The organism is Hydrogenophaga sp. SNF1, assembly GCF_034421675.1.
GTDB classification, from domain to species: domain Bacteria; phylum Pseudomonadota; class Gammaproteobacteria; order Burkholderiales; family Burkholderiaceae_C; genus Hydrogenophaga; species Hydrogenophaga borbori.
Genome location: NZ_CP139793.1, coordinates 110,765 through 127,366 on the forward strand (window position 1 = coordinate 110,765; position 16,602 = coordinate 127,366).

Here is a 16,602-nt window from a genome sequence, read left to right on the forward strand (position 1 = left end):
GGTATCGGGCCCGCAACAGGCGACCTTCGCGCCCAGCGGCCCGTCGGGTGCGTTCACGAAGCGCTGGGCCTGCCGCGCGGACGCCGCCGACGTGACCGCCGCCAGGGCCGGATTTCGCCTGACGGGAACGCCGCGGGTGGACACCGGGTTCGCGGTCCAAGTGGTCCCCTGTGGCGCCGGGGCGCGGCGCTATCGTCGCCCACCGCCTTGCGCTCCCTTCACCGACACCGCTTCCCGCCATGGCCCTTGGTCAGTTCGCCTACGCCAACAACAGCAATCGTTTCCTGGCCTGCGCGCCGCTGGCCGACCAGCCGTACGCGGTCTGTGGCATTCCCTTCGACGGCGTGGTGACCAACCGCCCCGGCGCGCGCTTCGGGCCGCAGGCCATCCGCGCCGCCAGCCTCATGCTGTGCGACGGCATCCACCCGGTGTTCGACGTCTCGCCGCTGGAGCACCTGGGCGACGCGCTGGACATGCGCCTGCCCAACGCCTCGCCGCTGCCCGAGGTGCGCGCGCACATCGAGCGCCAGGCCACGGCACTGATGGACAAACACCACTGCGTCTTCCTGGGCGGCGACCACTCGGTCACGCTCTCGCTGCTGCGCGCGGCCAAGGCGCGCCACGGCGGCGAGCCACTGGCCCTGGTGCATTTCGACGCCCACTGCGATACCTGGAGCGACCACTTCGGCGAGCCCTCGGGCCACGGCACCTGGACCTACGAGGCCATCCAGGAAGGCCTGGTGAGCGCCGCGCACACGGTGCAGATCGGCATCCGCTCCAGCGGCGAGCGCGCCGCGCGCGACTACGTGGCCGATCAGGGCGGACAGATCTTTACCGCGCGCGAGCTGCGCGGGCTGGACGGCGCGGCCCTGGGGCCGGTGATCGGCGCCATCCGTGAGCGACTGGCCGGGCGGCCGGCTTACCTCACGCTGGACATCGACGTGCTGGACCCGGCCTTCGCGCCCGGCACCGGCACGCCAGAACCCGGTGGGCTCACGAGTTCGCAGGTGCTCACCTTCCTGGAAGAACTGGCCGACCTGCGCTGGATCGGCATGGACTGCGTGGAGGTGGCGCCCGCCTACGACCACGCCGAACTCACCAGCAACGCGGCCGCCTGCTTTGTGTGGACCTACCTGGCCGGCCGCGTGGCACAGCAGCGATGAGCGCGGCCTGTCTTCATCGTGGGGCGCCGCCAAGCGGGCTTTGCCAGGCCGCAGGCGCCGTCCCCTCTGCGGGGGGAAGGCCTGCCGCGCGGCACGGGGGCGGCTGATATGTGGGGCGCTTCACTCATCGGCTCGGACACCCAGCTCAACCAGCGCAGCTACTACGAGGCCAGCGTGCAGCGCGGGCCGGCGCGCGCGCCGCTGCAGGAACACCTGAAGGTGGACGCGGTGGTGGTGGGCGCGGGCTTCTCGGGCCTGTCGGCGGCGCTGGAGATGGCGCGGCGCGGCCTGTCGGTGGTGGTGCTGGAGGCCGATCGCATCGGCAGCGGCGCCAGCGGGCGCAATGGTGGCCAGGCCATCGTGGGTTACGCGAGCGGGCAGGGCCCGTTCGAGCAGCAGCTGGGTCGCGAGGACGCCGAGCGCGCCTGGGCGATGTCGGTGGAGGCTGTGGACCTGATCGACCAGCGCATCGCCGAGCACGGCATCGAGTGCGACCGGCGCTTCGGCTACGTCTATGTGGCCGAGACCGCGCGCAAGGCGCGCGAGCTGCGCGCCGAGATGGATGGCCTGGCCGCGCGTGGCATCGCGGTGGACTGGGCCGAGGGCGCCGACGCGCGCCGCCTGATCGGCACCGACCACTACGCGGCGGCGGCGCGTGAGCAGCGCAGCGGCCACCTGCACCCGCTGAAGTACGCCCTGGGCCTGGCGCGCGCCGCCGAGGCCGCGGGGGTGCGGATCTTCGAACGCTCGGCCGTCACCGCGCTGCAGCGCGGCGACACCCTGGTGGCGCGCACGGCGCGCGGCCAGGTCTCGGCGCGCTTCGGCGTGCTGGCGGGCAACTGCATGCTGCCCGAGCACGGGCCCGAGGTGGCGCCCGAGATCGCGGCGCGCATCATGCCCGTGGGCACCTACATCCTGGGCACGGCGCCGGTGGGCGCGGAACTGGCCGAGCGCCTGATCCCCGGCGACGCGGCGGTCTGCGACAACAACTTCGTGCTGGACTACTTCCGCTTCAGCGCCGACCGCCGCATGCTCTTCGGCGGCCGCGTCAGCTACACCACCATGACGCCGCGCCACCTGCAGGCCACCATGCGCGCGCGCATGGCGGCCGTGTTCCCCGAGCTGGGCGCGGTGCCGGTGGAGCACCTGTGGGGCGGCTTCGTCGACATCAGCATGAACCGCGCGCCCGATTTCGGCCGCCTGGGCCACAACCTGTATTACCTGCAGGGCTTCAGTGGCCACGGCGTGGCGCTCACGGGCCTGGCGGGCCAGCTCGTGGCCGAGGCCGTGCTGGGCCAGGCCGGCCGCTTCGACCTCTACGCGCGCCTGAAGCACCACCGCTTCCCCGGTGGCGCGCTGCTGCGCACGCCCAGCCTGGCGCTGGGCATGTGGTGGCACCGGCTGCGCGACGCGGTGTGAGCGGCGTTCCTGCCGATCGGGAATGCGATGTCGGATCTGTCAGGCGCGTGGCGTCGCTCAGCCCATCACCGCCTGCCGCACCGCCGCCGCCACCACCGGCCCGCAGCGCCGGATGGCTTCCAGCGGCGCGTAGCCGTAGCCGATGACCAGCCCGCGCAGATCCTGCCGCCGCAGGCAGTAGGCCGACAGCGGGCGCACCGTCAGGCCCTGTTGCGCGAGGCGGCGCGCGATGGCCTGGTCGTCCACCGCGAGCGGCAGGCGCAGACACAGGTGCAGGCCCTGCTCGGCGCCGCTGATGCGCGGGGCGTCGGGGCCCTCGCCCAACACGGGCTTCAGCGCCTCCAGCAGGCACTGCCGGCGCTCGGCGTAGGTCTGGCGCGCGCGGCGCAGCGAGCTGGCGAAATGGCCCATCTCGATGAACTCGGCCAGCGCCGCCTGCGTGGGCATCTGGCCGGGGCGGTTGAGGTCGTAGTGGGCCTGGCGGAAGGCCTCGACCAGGCCCTTGGGCACCACCAGGTAGCCCAGCTTCAGGCCCGGGTAGAGCACCTTGGAGAAGGTGCCCATGTAGAGCACCCGCCCATCCGGGTCCAGGCCTTCCAGGCTGGACAGCGGCGGGCCGCTGAAGCGGTACTCGCTGTCGTAGTCGTCTTCGATGACCCAGGCGCCGTGCGCGCGCGCGGTGGCCAGCAGCTGGTGGCGCCGCGCCAGCGACATGACCGCGCCCAGGGGGTACTGGTGCGAGGGCGTGGCGTAGATCAGTCGCGGCGGCTTCGGATCGTCGGCCGGGCCGGGGTTGAGGCCCTGCTCGTCGGTGGCCACCGGGTGCACGGACAGGCCGGTGGCGATGAAGGCCTTCATGGCGCCCCAGTAGGCCGGGTCCTCCACCCACACGGTGTCGCCGTGGTCGGCCAGCAGGCGGGCGCACAGCTCCAGCGACTGCTGCGTGCCGCTGGTGACGATGACCTGGTCGGCGTCCAGTTGCACGCTGCGGAACACGCGCAGGTAGTCGGCGATGGCGCGGCGCAGCGGCGCGTAGCCGCCCGAGGTGTTGTAGTCCAGCATGTCCGGGTAGGTCATGCGCCAATGCTTGTTCTGCAGCCGCTGCCAGAGCGTGAGCGGAAAGGCCGAGAAGTCGGCGATGCCGGGCGTGAAGGGCTGCACCTCCAGCGCGCCGGCGCTGAACTCGTGCGCCAGTGACTGTCCGCGCGTGGACAGGCGCGCCGGTTGCAGGTGTGGCGCCTGGCCTGGCGCGCGCGGGCCGCGCGCCAGGCCGCTGCGCGGCACGTGGTCGTTCACGTAGGTGCCGCTGCCCACGCGGCTGGCCAGGTAGCCCTCCACGCTGAGCTGGTTGATGGCGGCCACCACGGTGTTGCGCGACAGGCCCAGGTCCTGCGCCAGGTCGCGGCTGGACGGCAGGCGCTCGCCGGCGCCGAGCTTGCCGTCCAGCATGGCGCGGCGCAGCGCCTCGTAGAGCTGTCGGTGCAGAGGCAGGGCGTCTTGGGCGCCCAGGCGGTTCATTTCGGCCAGCAGGTATTCGGACAGCATGGGCGGGTGAGCGGTGCCGGGGCAGGGTAAGTGGCACCCCGGGATGGGCACAACTGGCTCTCATTGTGATCCAATTTGTCCCCCACAATGGACGCCGATTGCGTGGAGAACCCATGAACAAGCCGCCATGCATGGTCTGGCTGCCAGCCGACCATCGACTGCTGGGCGACCACGGGCACCAGATGCCCTTTCTGTTGCTGGGCGACAAGTACGCGCGGGCCGTGAAGGTCGGCGCCCAGGCCCAGCCCGTGATGTTCCCCCTGGCCGAGGTCGAGCAGATCGACGAGCTGCTCGGCATGGTCGACGGGGTGATGCTCACCGGCTCGCCCTCCAACGTACACCCTTCGCATTTCCAGGAAGAGGTGGCCGATCCCAGCCTGCCGCTGGACGCCGACCGCGACCTGCTGACCCTGGCGCTGGTGAAGGCCTGCGTGCACCTGGGCGTGCCGCTGATGGGCATCTGCCGCGGCTTCCAGGAAATCAACGTGGCCCTGGGCGGCGCGCTGCACCAGCGCGTGCACCTGGTGCCTGGCATGAACGACCACCGCGAGCCCAAGACCGCGCCGCCCGACGAGCAGTACGCGCCCCGACATCCCATCCGCATCGCCGAGGGCAGCGTGATGGCCGAGTGGGCGGGTGGCACCGAGGCGCAGGTCAATTCCCTGCATGGGCAGGGCATCGCGCGCCTGGCCGACGGGCTCACGCCGCTGGCCTGGGCGCCGGACGGCCTGGTCGAGGCCTTCTGGGTCAAGGGCGCGCGCACCTTCGCCTACGCCATGCAGTGGCACCCCGAGTGGCGCTGCTGGGACACCCCGTTCTACGCCGCGATCTTCGAGGCCTTCGGCCGCGCCTGCCGCCAGCGCCGCAGCCTGCGCCTGCAGGCCAACGACCTGGCGCGCAGCCAGCCGGGTTAGGTTCGCTGTCCGCCCTCCGCGAACCCGAACCAATACCCAAGCCAAGGAGCCCGGCCATGAGCGCCCCCAAGAACTTCAACGAGCTGGAAAGCTGGCTCAACGAACACCGCGTCACCGAAGTCGAATGCCTGGTGCCCGACCTGACCGGCGTGGCGCGCGGCAAGATCCTGCCGCGCGAGAAATTCACCGAGGACCGCGGCATGCGCCTGCCGCACGCCATCGTGGCCATGAGCGTGACGGGCGAGCAGCCCGCCAGCGGCCCCTACTACGACGTGGTGGAGCCCACCGACCGCGACATGCAGCTGCGGCCCGATCCCACCACCGTGCGCATCGTGCCCTGGGCCACCGACCCCACGGCGCAGGTCATCCACGACTGCTTCGACCACAAGGGCAAGCTGGTGTCCTACGCGCCGCGCAGCGTGCTGCGCCGCATCTGCGGCCTGTACGAGGCCGAGGGCTGGGACCCGGTGATCGCGCCCGAGCTCGAGTTCTACCTGACCGCGCGCAACACCGACCCCAACACCCTGCTGCGCCCGCCCATTGGCCGCAGCGGGCGCGCCGAGACCTCGCGCCAGGCCTACTCGATCGACGCGGTGAACGAGTTCGACCCGCTGTTCGAGGAGATCTACGAGTACTGCAACCTCATGGGCCTGAACGTGGACACGCTGATCCACGAAATCGGCGCCGGGCAGATGGAGATCAACTTCTTCCACGACCACCCGCTGGGCCTGGCCGACGAGGTGTTCTTCTTCAAGCGCACCGTGCGCGAGGCCGCGCTGCGCCACGACATGTACGCCACCTTCATGGCCAAGCCCATCGCGGGCGAGCCGGGCAGCGCGATGCACATGCACCAGAGCGTGCTCAACAAGGACAACGGCCGGAACATCTTCAGCAACGCCGACGGCACCGCGTCCGATGAGTTCTTCCACTACATCGGCGGCCTGCAGCGCTACATCCCGGCCGCGATGGCGCTGGTGGCGCCTTACGTGAACAGCTACCGGCGCCTGTCGCGCCACACGGCCGCGCCGATCAACATCGAATGGGGCCACGACAACCGCACCGTGGGCATCCGCTCGCCGATCGCCTCACCCGAGGCGCGCCGCGTGGAAAACCGCGTGATCGGCGCTGACGCCAACCCCTACGTGGCCATGGCCATGACCCTGGCCTGCGGCTACCTGGGCATGAAGAACAAGATCAAGCCCAAGCCCGAGATGAAGGGCGATGCCTACCTCTCGCCCTACGCGCTGCCGCGCAGCCTGGGCGAGGCGCTGGACTGGCTGCGCCGCGAGCCCGATCTGCACGAGGTGCTGGGCCATGAGTTCGTGACCATCTACACCGAGATCAAGGAACTCGAGTTCGACGAGTTCATGAAGGTGATCTCGCCCTGGGAGCGCGAGCACCTCCTTTTGCATGTCTGACCTGGAATTCCCGCGATGAACCCGAACCCCCTGATCGCCCCGCCCGCCCTGGTGCGCCGCGCCGAGCGGCACGACACGAAAGCCATCCAGGCGCTGGACAGCGCGCACTACATCCACCCCTTCACCGACCACGGCGATTTGGCCACGCGCGGCGCGCGCGTGATCACGCAGGCCCAGGGCATCTACATCTGGGACTCCGAGGGCCAGAAGATCCTGGACGCCATGAGTGGCCTGTGGTGCGTGAACGCGGGCTACGGGCGCAAGGAACTGGCCGACGCGGCCTACCAGCAGCTCATGACGCTGCCGTACTACAACAGCTTCTTCCAGACCACCAACGTGCCGGCGGTGCAGCTGGCGGCCAAGCTGGCCGCGCTGGCGCCCGAGGTGCGGGGGCGCCGCTTCGAGCATGTCTTCTTCAGCTCCAGCGGCAGCGAGAGCAACGACACCAACGTGCGCCTGGTGCGCCGCTACTGGGACCTGATGGGCCAGCCACAGCGCAAGACCCTCATCGGCCGCCACAACGCGTACCACGGCTCCACCATGGCCGGGGCCTCGCTCGGCGGCATGAGCGGCATGCACGCGCAGGGCGACCTGCCGATCCCCGGCGTGGTGCACATCGAGCAGCCCTATTTCTTCGAGAACGGCCGGCCCGGCGAGAGCGAGGCCGAGTTCGGCCTGCGCGCGGCGCGCTGGCTGGAGGAAAAGATCCTGGCCGTCGGCCCGGACAAGGTGGCCGCGTTCATCGCCGAGCCGGTGCAGGGCGCCGGCGGCGTGATCATCCCGCCTTCGACCTACTGGCCCGAGATCCAGCGCATCGTCGACCAGTACGGCATCCTGCTCATCAGCGACGAGGTGATCTGCGCCTTCGGCCGCCTGGGCCACTGGTTCGCCTACGAGAAGTTCGGCTACCGCCCCGACCTGGTGACCTTCGCCAAGGGCGTCACCAGCGGCTACATCCCCCTGGGCGGCGTGATGGTGGGCGACCGCGTGGCGCAGGTGCTGATCGACAAGGGCGGCGAGTTCAACCATGGCTACACCTACAGCGGCCACCCCGTGGCCTGTGCCGTCGGCCTGGCCAACCTGGAGCTGATGGAGCGCGAGGACCTGCCGCGCAAGGTGCGCGAGGACCTGGCGCCCTACCTGGCCAAGCGCTTCGCCGAGATCGCCGAGCACCCGCTGGTGGGCCTGGCCGAGACCTGCGGCTTCGTGGCCGGCCTGGTGCTGGTGAAGGACAAGGCCTCCCGGGCGATGTACGACCCGGACCTGGCCGTCGGCATGATGTGCCGCGCCCACTGCTTCAGAAATGGGCTGATCATGCGCGCGGTGGGCGACCGCATGATCATCGCGCCGCCGCTGGTGATGACGCGCGAGCAGATCGACGAGATGGTGGCCCTGATCCAGCGCTGCCTGGACGACACCTTGACGGAACTGCGCCAAAAAGGGTTGCATGCATGACTAGAATGGCCGCCGGTCCCTTTGTTGGGGCATGGCGGTCACGGAACGGGCTTCCCGGGTCTGGAACTTGCATGCCTCGAGCAGGTCATCAGCCGCCCTGCGTTGGCGGTTTTGGTCCCAACCCACCTCCCTTGGAGTGAGCATCACCATGAAGAAGCACGTTCTGGTTCTCGCGATGGCGGCCGTGATGGTCGCCGCCTGCGGCAAGAAGGAGGAGCCCGCTCCTGCCCCCGCCCCGGCCCCCGTGGCGACCGCCCCGGCGCCGGCCCCCGCGCCCGCCGGCCCGGTGCTCGACGACGAGAAGGTTCTCAACGTCTACAACTGGCCCGACTACATCACCGAGAGCATGCTCGCCGACTTCGAGAAGGAGTACGGCGTCAAGGTCAACTACGACACCTTCGAGAACAACGAGGCCCTGCACGCCAAGCTCGTCGCGGGCAACTCGGGCTACGACATCGTCATCCCCACCGCCGGCTTCGCCAAGAAGCAGATCGATGGCGGCCTGTACCAGCCCATCGACAAGAGCCGGCTCACGAACTACGGCAACCTCGACCCGGACTTCATGAAGAAGATCGCCGGCGTCGACCCCGACAATAAGTACCTGGTGCCCTGGGCCTGGGGCTTCACCACCGTGGGCATCAACAAGCAGAAGGTCGAGAAGGCCCTGGGCGGCATGGCCATGCCCGAGAACGCCTGGGACCTGGTCTTCAAGCCCGAGTACGCCAACAAGTTGAAGTCCTGCGGCATCGCCTACCTGGACTCGCCCAGCGAGATCCTGCCGGTGGCCCTGCACTACGTGGGCAAGCCCGCGTACAGCGAGAACCCCGAGGACTTCAAGGTCGCGCTGGACATGCTCAAGAAGGTCCGCGGCAGCGTGCGCCTGTTCTCCAGCACCATGATCGACGACATCGCCAGCGGCAAGGCCTGCGCCTTCATCGGCTGGTCGGGCGACATCAACATCGCCGCCGGCCGCGTGAAGGAAACCGGTGGCAAGGACGAGATCGTGCCCCTGCTGCCCACCGGCGGCGGCCTGGTGTTCATCGACACCATGGCCATCCCCAAGGACGCCAAGCACGTGAACAACGCCCACGTGTTCATCGACTTCTACCTGCGCGCCGCCAACGCCGCCGCCATGGCCAACGAGATGAACTACCCGACCGGCAACAAGGCCGCGCTGGCCGACATCAAGGATGAGGTCAAGGGCAACAAGACCATCTTCCTGGGTCCCGAGGACACCGCGCGCCTGATCCCCACCGGCGGCTTCTCGAACGACATCTCTAGCGTGCTCAACGACACCTACAACGCGTTCAAGCGCGGCAAGTAAACCGCCGGCGCCGCTCGGCACGCACCGGGGCTGTTCATCCATCAGGACGAACAGCCCTTTTTCTTTCTGGAGGCACTTTCATGACAGACCCCGCCGGCTTCCTGGTGACCGAAAAAGTGGTCAAGCGCTTCGACGATGCGCTGGCCGTCGACGAAGTTTCGCTGTCCATCCGCAAGGGCGAGATCTTCGCCCTGCTGGGCAGCTCGGGCTGCGGCAAGTCCACGCTGCTGCGCATGCTCGCGGGCTTCGAGACGCCCACCGCCGGGCGCATCCTGCTCGGCGGCCAGGACCTGGCCACGGTGCCGGCCTACGAGCGGCCCGTGAACATGATGTTCCAGAGCTACGCGCTGTTCCCGCACCTGTCGGTGTGGGAGAACGTGGCCTTCGGCCTGCGCCGCGAGGGCCTGCCCAAGGCCGAGATCCAGCAGCGCACCGACGAGATGCTGGCCCTGGTGCAGCTCACGCCCTACGCCAAGCGCAAGCCGCACCAGCTCTCGGGCGGCCAGCAGCAGCGCGTGGCCCTGGCGCGCAGCCTGGCCAAGCGGCCCAAGCTGTTGTTGCTGGATGAGCCCCTGGGTGCGCTGGACAAGAAGCTGCGCGAGCAGACCCAGTTCGAGCTGGTCAACATCATCGAGAAGGTGGGCGTGACTTGCGTGATGGTCACGCACGACCAGGAAGAGGCCATGACCATGGCCAGCCGCATCGCCATCATGAGCAAGGGCCGCGTGCTGCAGGTGGGCACGCCGTCCGAGATCTACGAGCACCCGGTGAACCGCTTCGTGGCCGACTTCATCGGCAACGTGAACCTCTTCGAGGGCAAGCTCAGTGTCGACGAACCCGACCGCTGCGCGGTGAGCAGCGGCATTGGCGAGATCCATGTGGGCCACGGCATGCCGGGCACGCTGGGCATGCCGGTGGCGCTGGCCGTGCGGCCCGAGAAGATCGAGATCAGCAAGGCGCCGCCGCCGGCCGATGCCGGCCCCAATGTGTTCAAGGGCAAGGTCAAGGAGATCGCCTACTTCGGCGCGCACAACACCTTCATCGTCGTGGCCAGCAACGGCCAGCGCGTGAAGATCACCGAGGCCAACACCTCGCGCCACGACCTCTCGGACATCACCTGGGAGGACGAGGTGTATTTCTGGTGGAGCGACACCGCCGGCGTGGTGCTGCGCGACTGAGGGAGAGCGACCATGAACCTTCCCGTGCCCGGCAAGCGCTTCGTCATCGGCGTGCCCTATGGCTGGCTGCTGCTGTTCTTCTTCCTGCCCTTCCTGATCCTGCTGTACATCAGCTTCGTGGACATGGGCGGCGACATCAGCCCCTTCAAGGCGCTGTGGGACCCCGACACCGGCGTGCTGCGCCTGAAGTACGAGAACTACCTGGCCATCTTCCGGGCGGAAGAGGGTGCGCCGCTGTTTCGCACGCTCTACATCGACGCCTACCTGCGCTCGATCTGGTACGCGCTGCTCACGGCGGTGTTCTGCCTGGCCATCGGCTACCCCTTCGCGTACTTCATCGCGCGCTCGCCGGCCAGCGTGCGCCCGGCGCTGCTGCTGCTGGTGATGCTGCCGTTCTGGACCTCCTTCCTGCTGCGCGTCTATGCCTGGAAGGGCCTGCTGGCCGACCAGGGCGTGATCAACCGCTTCATGATGTTCGTCGGCATCAGCGGCGAGCCCATCCCCATGCTGTACACCAACGTGTCCATGCTGGTGGGCATGACCTACGTCTACCTGCCTTTCATGGTCCTGCCGCTGTACGCCAACCTGGTGAAGATGGACTTTCGCTTGCTCGAGGCCGCGTACGACCTGGGCACCACACCCTTCAAGGCCTTCTGGCTGATCACGGTGCCGCTGTCCAAGGCCGGCATCATCGCGGGCTTCATGCTGGTGTTCATTCCCTGCGTGGGCGAGTTCGTGATTCCCTCGCTGCTGGGCGGCCCCGAGAACTACATGATCGGCCGTGTGGTGTGGGACGAGATGTTCACCGCCAACGACTGGCCCAAGGCCACCGCGCTCGCGGTCGTGATGATCGCGATCATCGTGGTCCCGCTGGCCTTCTACTACAAGTACGCCGGAGACCAGAAGTGATCACCCCCGCGCCGCTTCGCGGCTCCCCCTCAAGGGGGCAACGCCCATGGCCCGGCAAAGCCGGTTCCATGGCGTTTCTCGACCAGACACTTCCTCCGGCTGTGTGAAGGGGCCTCCATGAAAGTTTTCTTCGAAAAGCACTTCGGCAAGCTCTGGCTGCTGGTGGTCTTCGGCTTCCTGTACCTGCCGCTGGGCTTCATGGTGCTGTTCTCGTTCAACAGCACGCGCACCGACGCGCGCTTCACCGGCTTCTCGCTGCGCTGGTACGAAGCCCTGCTCAACGACAGCAAGATCGTCGACGGCTTCTTCCTCTCGCTCCAGATCGCCGCCGTCACCGGTGTGCTGTCGGCTGTGCTGGCCACCTTCGCGGCCTTCGTGCTGGTGCGCTACCGTCGCTTTGCGGGCCGCACGGTGTTCAGCGGCATGGTGAACGCGCCGCTGGTCATGCCCGAGGTGATCATCGGCCTGTCGCTGCTGCTGCTGTTCGTGGGCGCGCAGAACCTGCTGGGCTGGCCGCAGCGCGGCATGCTCACCATCATCCTGGGCCACACGCTGCTGGGCATGGCCTACGGCATGGTGGTGATCCAGAGCCGGCTGCTGGAGATGGACCGGTCCATCGAGGAGGCCGCCAGGGACCTGGGCGCGCGCCCGCACCAGGTGTTCTTCCTGGTCACGCTGCCCAACATCTTCCAGGCCATCCTGGCCGCCTTCCTGCTGGCCTTCACGCTGTCCTTCGACGACGTGGTGATCACCGAATTCCTGAGCGGGCCGGGCGTGAGCACGCTGCCGCAGGTGATCTTCGGCTACGCGCGCCGGGGCATCAACCCGACGATCTACGCGGCGGCCACCATCCTCATCGTCACGGTCACCGCCGTGGTGGTCAGCTACGCGGTCTGGGTGGCGCGGGCCACGCGCCGGCGCGAGCGGGAGATGGCGGCGGCGGTGCGCGGCTGAGGCCCGCAGTGGACGGGCGGCCACCGCCGAAAGTGGCTGCCCACGCGGGTGGGCAAGGGGCGTAGCATGGGGCCGATCCTTCCGGCCTCCGCGACCCCCTTGCCATGACCACCACCGCCCTCCAAGCCCCCTCCCTGTCCCCAGACGGCCGCGCCTTCATCAACGGCGAGCGCGTCGCCGCGCGCGACGGCCAGACCTTCGACTGCTTCTCGCCCGTGGACGGGCGGCTGCTGGCGCCCGTGGCGCGCGGCCAGGCCGCCGACATCGACGCCGCCGTGGCCGCCGCGCGCGCCGCCTTCGAGGACCGCCGCTGGGCCGGCCTGCCGCCGGCCAAGCGCAAGCGCATCATGCTGGCCTTCGCGCACCAGATCCAGCAGCACGCCGACGAGCTCGCGCTCACCGAAACACTCGACATGGGCAAGCCCGTGCGCTACGCGCGCGCCGTGGACGTGAACAGCGCGGCCAACTGCATCCGCTGGTACGGCGAGGCGGTGGACAAGGTGTACGACGAGATCGCGCCCACGCCCGACACCGCCCTGGCCCTGATCACGCGCGAGCCCCTGGGCGTGGTGGGCGTGATCGTGCCCTGGAACTACCCCATGATCATGGCGGCCTGGAAGATCGCGCCGGCACTGGCCGCGGGCAACTCGGTGGTGCTCAAGCCCAGCGAGAAGAGCCCGCTGACCGCGTTGCGCCTGGCCGAACTGGCGCTGGCCGCGGGCATTCCGCCCGGCGTGTTCAACGTGGTGCCGGGCTTCGGCCCCGAGGCCGGCAGCCCGCTGGCCCTGCACATGGACGTGGACTGCATCGCCTTCACCGGCAGCACGCGCGTGGGCAAGCAGATCCATGTGATGGCCGGCCAGAGCAACCTCAAGCGCGCCTGGACCGAGCTGGGCGGCAAGTCGCCCAACATCGTGTTCGCCGACTGCCCGGACATCGACAGGGCCGTGGAGGCGGCGGTGGGCAGCATCTTCTTTAACCAGGGCGAGAGCTGCAACGCGCCCTCGCGCCTGTTCGTCGAGGCCTCGATCAAGGAGGCCTTCCTGGAGAAGGCGCTGAAGCTGGTGCCGCAGTACCAGCCGGGCAACCCGCTGGAGAAGGCCACGGTGATGGGCGCCATCGTCGACAAGACGCAGCTGGACACGGTGCTGCGCTACATCGACTCGGGCAAGAAGGAGGGCGCCAAGCTGCTCGCGGGCGGCGAGGCGGCCGAGCCCGTGAAGGGCGGCTGCTACGTGCTGCCCACCATCTTCGACGGCGTGAAAAACGACATGACCATCGCGCGCGAGGAGATCTTCGGCCCGGTGCTGTCGGTGCTGTCCTTCACCGACGCCGCCGACGTGGTGAAGCAGGCCAACAGCAACATCTACGGCCTGCAGGCGGCGGTGTGGACGCGCGACATCAACAAGGCGCACGGCGTGGCGCGCGCGCTGCGCGCGGGCACCGTGCACGTGAACCAGTACGACGAGGACGACATCACCGTGCCCTTCGGCGGCTTCAAGCAGAGCGGCGTGGGCCGCGACAAGTCGCTGCATGCCTTCGACAAGTACACCGAGATCAAGACGACCTGGATACGGATCGACAGTCCCATTTGAGGAGAGCGCCATGAACGCCCCGCAGACACCGGAGACGCTGCACGCCCCGCACACCAACGCCGCCTGGCACCAGCGCCGGCTCGCGGCCACGCCGCGCGGCGTGGGCGTGTTCGGCGACTTCTTCATCGACCGCGCGAAGAACGCCGAGCTCTGGGACATCGAGGGTCGCCGCTTCATCGACTTCGCGGGCGGCATCGCGGTGCTCAACACCGGCCACGTGCACCCCAAGGTGCAGGCCGCGATCGCGGCGCAGCTGCAGCGCTTCACGCACAGCTGCTACCAGGTGGTGCCCTATGCCGAGTACGTGTCGCTGGCGGAGCGCATCAATGCCATCGTGCCCATCGACGGACCGGTGAAGACGGCCTTCTTCTCCACCGGCGCCGAGGCGATCGAGAACGCGATGAAGATCGCGCGCGCCGCCACGGGGCGCAGCGGCATCGTCGCCTTCGGCGGCGCCTTCCACGGCCGCAGCCTGTTCGCGGTCTCGCTCACGGGCAAGGTGCAGCCCTACAAGGCCGGCTTCGGGCCGTTCCCGCCCGAGGTCTACCACGTGCCCTTCCCGGTGTCGGCCGACAGTTTCGAGGACGCGAAGAAGGCCATGGCCCACCTCTTCAAGGCCGACATCGAGCCCGGCCGCGTGGCGGCCATCGTGTTCGAGCCGGTGCAGGGCGAGGGAGGCTTCAACCCCATCCTGCCCGCCGCGGTGCAGTGGCTGCGCGAGCTGTGCGACGCGCACGGCATCCTGCTGATCGCCGATGAGGTGCAGACCGGCTTCGCGCGCACCGGCAGGATGTTCGCCATGGAGCACTTCGGCGTGCGGCCCGACCTGATGACCCTGGCCAAGAGCATGGCCGGCGGCACCACGCTGTCGGCCGTGTGCGGCCGCGCGGCCGTGATGGACGGCCCCGCGCCCGGCGGCCTGGGCGGCACTTACGCCGGCCACCCGCTCGCCGTCGCGGCCGCGCACGCGGTGCTGGACGTGATGGAAGAAGAAGGGCTTTGCGCGCGCGCGCAGCGCCTGGGGGACCAGCTCATCGCCACCCTGATCGCCCGGCGCGCGGCGCGGCAATGCATCGGCGACGTGCGCGGTCTGGGCGCCATGGTGGCCTGCGAGTTCGTGGACCCCAAGACCGGCGCGCCCGACGCCGAGACGACGAAGCGGGTGCAGATGGCGGCGCTGCGGCGCGGCCTGCTGCTGCTCACCTGCGGGGTCAACGCCAACGTGATCCGTTTCCTGTTCCCGCTCACCATCGAGGACGCGGTGTTCAACGAGGGCCTCGCGGTCTTCGACGCCGCGCTGGCCGAGGTGGCCGCTTGAACGACAGCGCCGGGCGCCTGGGACAGGCGCTCGACGCGCTGGAGTCGCGCGCGGCCGAGCTGCGCGCGATGGGCGTGCACTCGGTGCTCGCCACCTTCACCGACCTGGCGGGCACGCCCAAGGGCAAGCTGGTGCCGCTGGAGGGCCTCGCCGACGCGGTGGCCGTGGGCGCGGGCTTCGCCGGCCCCAGCATCGTGGGCACCGGGCTGCCGCGCATGGGCCCGCGCAGCGAGTACTTCGGCCGCGTGCTGCCCGAAACGCTGCGGCCCTTGCCCTTCATGCCCGGCGTGGCGCACGCCGTGTGCGAGGGCTTTGCGGGTGGGCAACCGCTGGACACCGACCCGCGCGGCGCGCTCCAGCGCCAGGTGGCGCGCCTGCGCGAGCGTGGCTGGACGCTGTGGGTGGGCATCGAGCCCGAGTTCTTTCTGCTCAAGCGCGGCGCCGATGGCCGCTGGGGCGTGGCCGATGCGCGCGACACGCTGGCCAAACCCTCGTACGACCTGCGCGCCATCGGCCGCCAGCGGGGCTTCCTGGACGACATGCGCCAGGCCCTCACGGCCCTGGGCTTTGAGTTGCAGCAGATGGACCACGAGGACGCCGCCGGCCAGTACGAGATCAACTACCGGCACGACGAGGCGCTGGCCGCGGCCGATCGCTACCAGCTCTTCAAGCTCACGGCCCAGGCCGTGGCCGAGCGCCATGGCTGCGTGTTCTCCACCATGCCCAAGCCGCTGGCGGGCGCGCCGGGCAGCGGTCTGCACTTCCACCTGAGCCTGACGGACGACGGAATGTCCTGCGGCGCCGGGCGGCAACCCGGCGCCGGCCGGCCGCTGATGGCCGATGGTGCGGGCGCGCTGGGCCTGAGCGAGACCGGCTGGCGCTTCGCGGCCGGCCTGCTGCGCCACGCCGATGGCCTGGCCGCGCTGTGCGCGCCCACGGTCAACAGCTACAAGCGGCTGGCGGCGAGCCGCAGCGCCTCGGGCACCACCTGGTCGCCGGTGTGGAAGGCCATCGGCGACAACAACCGCAGCTGCCTTCTGCGCGCGGTGGCGGGGCGGCTGGAGTGGCGGCTGCCGGACCCGAGCTGCAATGTGTACCTGGCGCTCGCGGCCACGCTGGCGGCCGGGCTCGACGGCATCGACCAGGGCCTGGTGGCGCCCCGGCCCTGCCGGGACGACCTGTACGAGCGCCACGCGCGCGGCGAGCCGATGCCCGATCGCCTGCCGCGCGACCTGCACGACGCGCTGCTGGCGCTGGAGGGCGACGCCGCACTGCGCGCCGCGCTCGGCGAGCCGCTGGTGGCCCAGGTCCTGTCCCTCCAACGCGCGGAGTGGGCCGCCTACCACGCGCAGGTGAGCGACTGGGAGCTGGAGCGCTACGCCGAAGGCTGAGCCGTCGGGGCCAGGCGCG

At 69.7% G+C, this 16,602-nt stretch carries 13 protein-coding genes; 12 read left to right on the top strand and 1 reads right to left on the bottom strand.

The features are described from left to right. Nucleotides 1-239 precede the first annotated feature (239 nt). On the top strand, nucleotides 240-1,163 hold the full coding sequence (gene speB, locus SOM08_RS00550) for an agmatinase (protein ID WP_116959036.1): 924 nt from the start codon (nucleotides 240-242) through the stop codon (nucleotides 1,161-1,163). Between the two features lie 108 nt (nucleotides 1,164-1,271). Then, on the top strand, nucleotides 1,272-2,582 hold the full coding sequence (locus tag SOM08_RS00555; protein ID WP_116959035.1) for an NAD(P)/FAD-dependent oxidoreductase: 1,311 nt from the start codon (nucleotides 1,272-1,274) through the stop codon (nucleotides 2,580-2,582). Nucleotides 2,583-2,639: 57 nt separating this feature from the next. On the opposite strand, the gene SOM08_RS00560 is transcribed toward SOM08_RS00555, so the two are convergent. After that, nucleotides 2,640-4,127, bottom strand: a complete 1,488-nt coding sequence (locus tag SOM08_RS00560) for a PLP-dependent aminotransferase family protein (protein WP_322469837.1) — start codon at nucleotides 4,125-4,127, stop codon at nucleotides 2,640-2,642. 113 nt (nucleotides 4,128-4,240) lie between these two features. Between SOM08_RS00560 and SOM08_RS00565 the strand changes: the two genes are divergently transcribed. The 10 genes from SOM08_RS00565 to SOM08_RS00610 all read left to right on the top strand — a co-directional run bounded on the left by SOM08_RS00565 (nucleotide 4,241) and on the right by SOM08_RS00610 (nucleotide 16,583). Beyond that, nucleotides 4,241-5,041 carry a gamma-glutamyl-gamma-aminobutyrate hydrolase family protein gene (locus tag SOM08_RS00565; protein ID WP_220377558.1) on the top strand — a complete coding sequence of 267 codons (801 nt, stop codon included), beginning with the start codon at nucleotides 4,241-4,243 and terminating at the stop codon, nucleotides 5,039-5,041. A 56-nt stretch (nucleotides 5,042-5,097) separates the two neighbouring features. Continuing rightward, nucleotides 5,098-6,459, top strand: coding sequence for a glutamine synthetase family protein (locus tag SOM08_RS00570; protein WP_116959033.1), 1,362 nt, complete (start codon nucleotides 5,098-5,100; stop codon nucleotides 6,457-6,459). A 15-nt stretch (nucleotides 6,460-6,474) separates the two neighbouring features. After that, nucleotides 6,475-7,914 (top strand): aspartate aminotransferase family protein, encoded by a 1,440-nt coding sequence (locus SOM08_RS00575; protein WP_322469838.1) that lies wholly within the window; start codon nucleotides 6,475-6,477, stop codon nucleotides 7,912-7,914. A gap of 148 nt (nucleotides 7,915-8,062) precedes the next feature. Further along, on the top strand, nucleotides 8,063-9,238 hold the full coding sequence (locus SOM08_RS00580; RefSeq protein WP_116959031.1) for an extracellular solute-binding protein: 1,176 nt from the start codon (nucleotides 8,063-8,065) through the stop codon (nucleotides 9,236-9,238). An 80-nt stretch (nucleotides 9,239-9,318) separates the two neighbouring features. Continuing rightward, nucleotides 9,319-10,416: an ABC transporter ATP-binding protein gene (locus tag SOM08_RS00585; RefSeq protein WP_116959030.1), complete on the top strand. Its 1,098-nt coding sequence runs from the start codon at nucleotides 9,319-9,321 to the stop codon at nucleotides 10,414-10,416. 12 nt (nucleotides 10,417-10,428) lie between these two features. Continuing rightward, nucleotides 10,429-11,325 carry an ABC transporter permease gene (locus tag SOM08_RS00590; protein ID WP_116959029.1) on the top strand — a complete coding sequence of 299 codons (897 nt, stop codon included), beginning with the start codon at nucleotides 10,429-10,431 and terminating at the stop codon, nucleotides 11,323-11,325. Nucleotides 11,326-11,442: 117 nt separating this feature from the next. Beyond that, nucleotides 11,443-12,279 (top strand): ABC transporter permease, encoded by an 837-nt coding sequence (locus SOM08_RS00595; protein ID WP_116959028.1) that lies wholly within the window; start codon nucleotides 11,443-11,445, stop codon nucleotides 12,277-12,279. Nucleotides 12,280-12,383: 104 nt separating this feature from the next. After that, the gene (locus SOM08_RS00600) at nucleotides 12,384-13,874 is read left to right on the top strand and encodes an aldehyde dehydrogenase (RefSeq protein ID WP_322469839.1); all 1,491 of its coding nucleotides are present in this window, start codon (nucleotides 12,384-12,386) and stop codon (nucleotides 13,872-13,874) included. A gap of 10 nt (nucleotides 13,875-13,884) precedes the next feature. After that, a complete protein-coding gene (gene gabT / locus SOM08_RS00605; RefSeq protein ID WP_322469840.1) occupies nucleotides 13,885-15,192 on the top strand; it encodes a 4-aminobutyrate--2-oxoglutarate transaminase in 1,308 nt (435 codons plus the stop codon). Further along, entirely contained in the window at nucleotides 15,189-16,583 is a 1,395-nt protein-coding gene (locus SOM08_RS00610) for a type III glutamate--ammonia ligase (RefSeq protein WP_322469841.1), read from the top strand. The genes gabT and SOM08_RS00610 overlap by 4 nt, the downstream gene beginning before the upstream one ends. Nucleotides 16,584-16,602 lie beyond the last annotated feature (19 nt).

Excerpts from the sequence above, each read along its gene's own strand:
- SOM08_RS00555 (WP_116959035.1), top strand. The coding sequence starts at position 1,272 with ATGTGGGGCGCTTCACTCATCGGCTCGGACACCCAGCTCAACCAGCGC.
- SOM08_RS00575 (WP_322469838.1), top strand. The coding sequence starts at position 6,475 with ATGAACCCGAACCCCCTGATCGCCCCGCCCGCCCTGGTGCGCCGCGCC.
- SOM08_RS00585 (WP_116959030.1), top strand. The coding sequence starts at position 9,319 with ATGACAGACCCCGCCGGCTTCCTGGTGACCGAAAAAGTGGTCAAGCGC.
- SOM08_RS00595 (WP_116959028.1), top strand. The coding sequence starts at position 11,443 with ATGAAAGTTTTCTTCGAAAAGCACTTCGGCAAGCTCTGGCTGCTGGTG.
- SOM08_RS00580 (WP_116959031.1), top strand. The coding sequence starts at position 8,063 with ATGAAGAAGCACGTTCTGGTTCTCGCGATGGCGGCCGTGATGGTCGCC.
- SOM08_RS00565 (WP_220377558.1), top strand. The coding sequence starts at position 4,241 with ATGAACAAGCCGCCATGCATGGTCTGGCTGCCAGCCGACCATCGACTG.
- SOM08_RS00570 (WP_116959033.1), top strand. The coding sequence starts at position 5,098 with ATGAGCGCCCCCAAGAACTTCAACGAGCTGGAAAGCTGGCTCAACGAA.
- SOM08_RS00590 (WP_116959029.1), top strand. The coding sequence starts at position 10,429 with ATGAACCTTCCCGTGCCCGGCAAGCGCTTCGTCATCGGCGTGCCCTAT.
- SOM08_RS00600 (WP_322469839.1), top strand. The coding sequence starts at position 12,384 with ATGACCACCACCGCCCTCCAAGCCCCCTCCCTGTCCCCAGACGGCCGC.
- gabT (WP_322469840.1), top strand. The coding sequence starts at position 13,885 with ATGAACGCCCCGCAGACACCGGAGACGCTGCACGCCCCGCACACCAAC.
- SOM08_RS00560 (WP_322469837.1), bottom strand. The coding sequence starts at position 4,127 with ATGCTGTCCGAATACCTGCTGGCCGAAATGAACCGCCTGGGCGCCCAA.
- speB (WP_116959036.1), top strand. The coding sequence starts at position 240 with ATGGCCCTTGGTCAGTTCGCCTACGCCAACAACAGCAATCGTTTCCTG.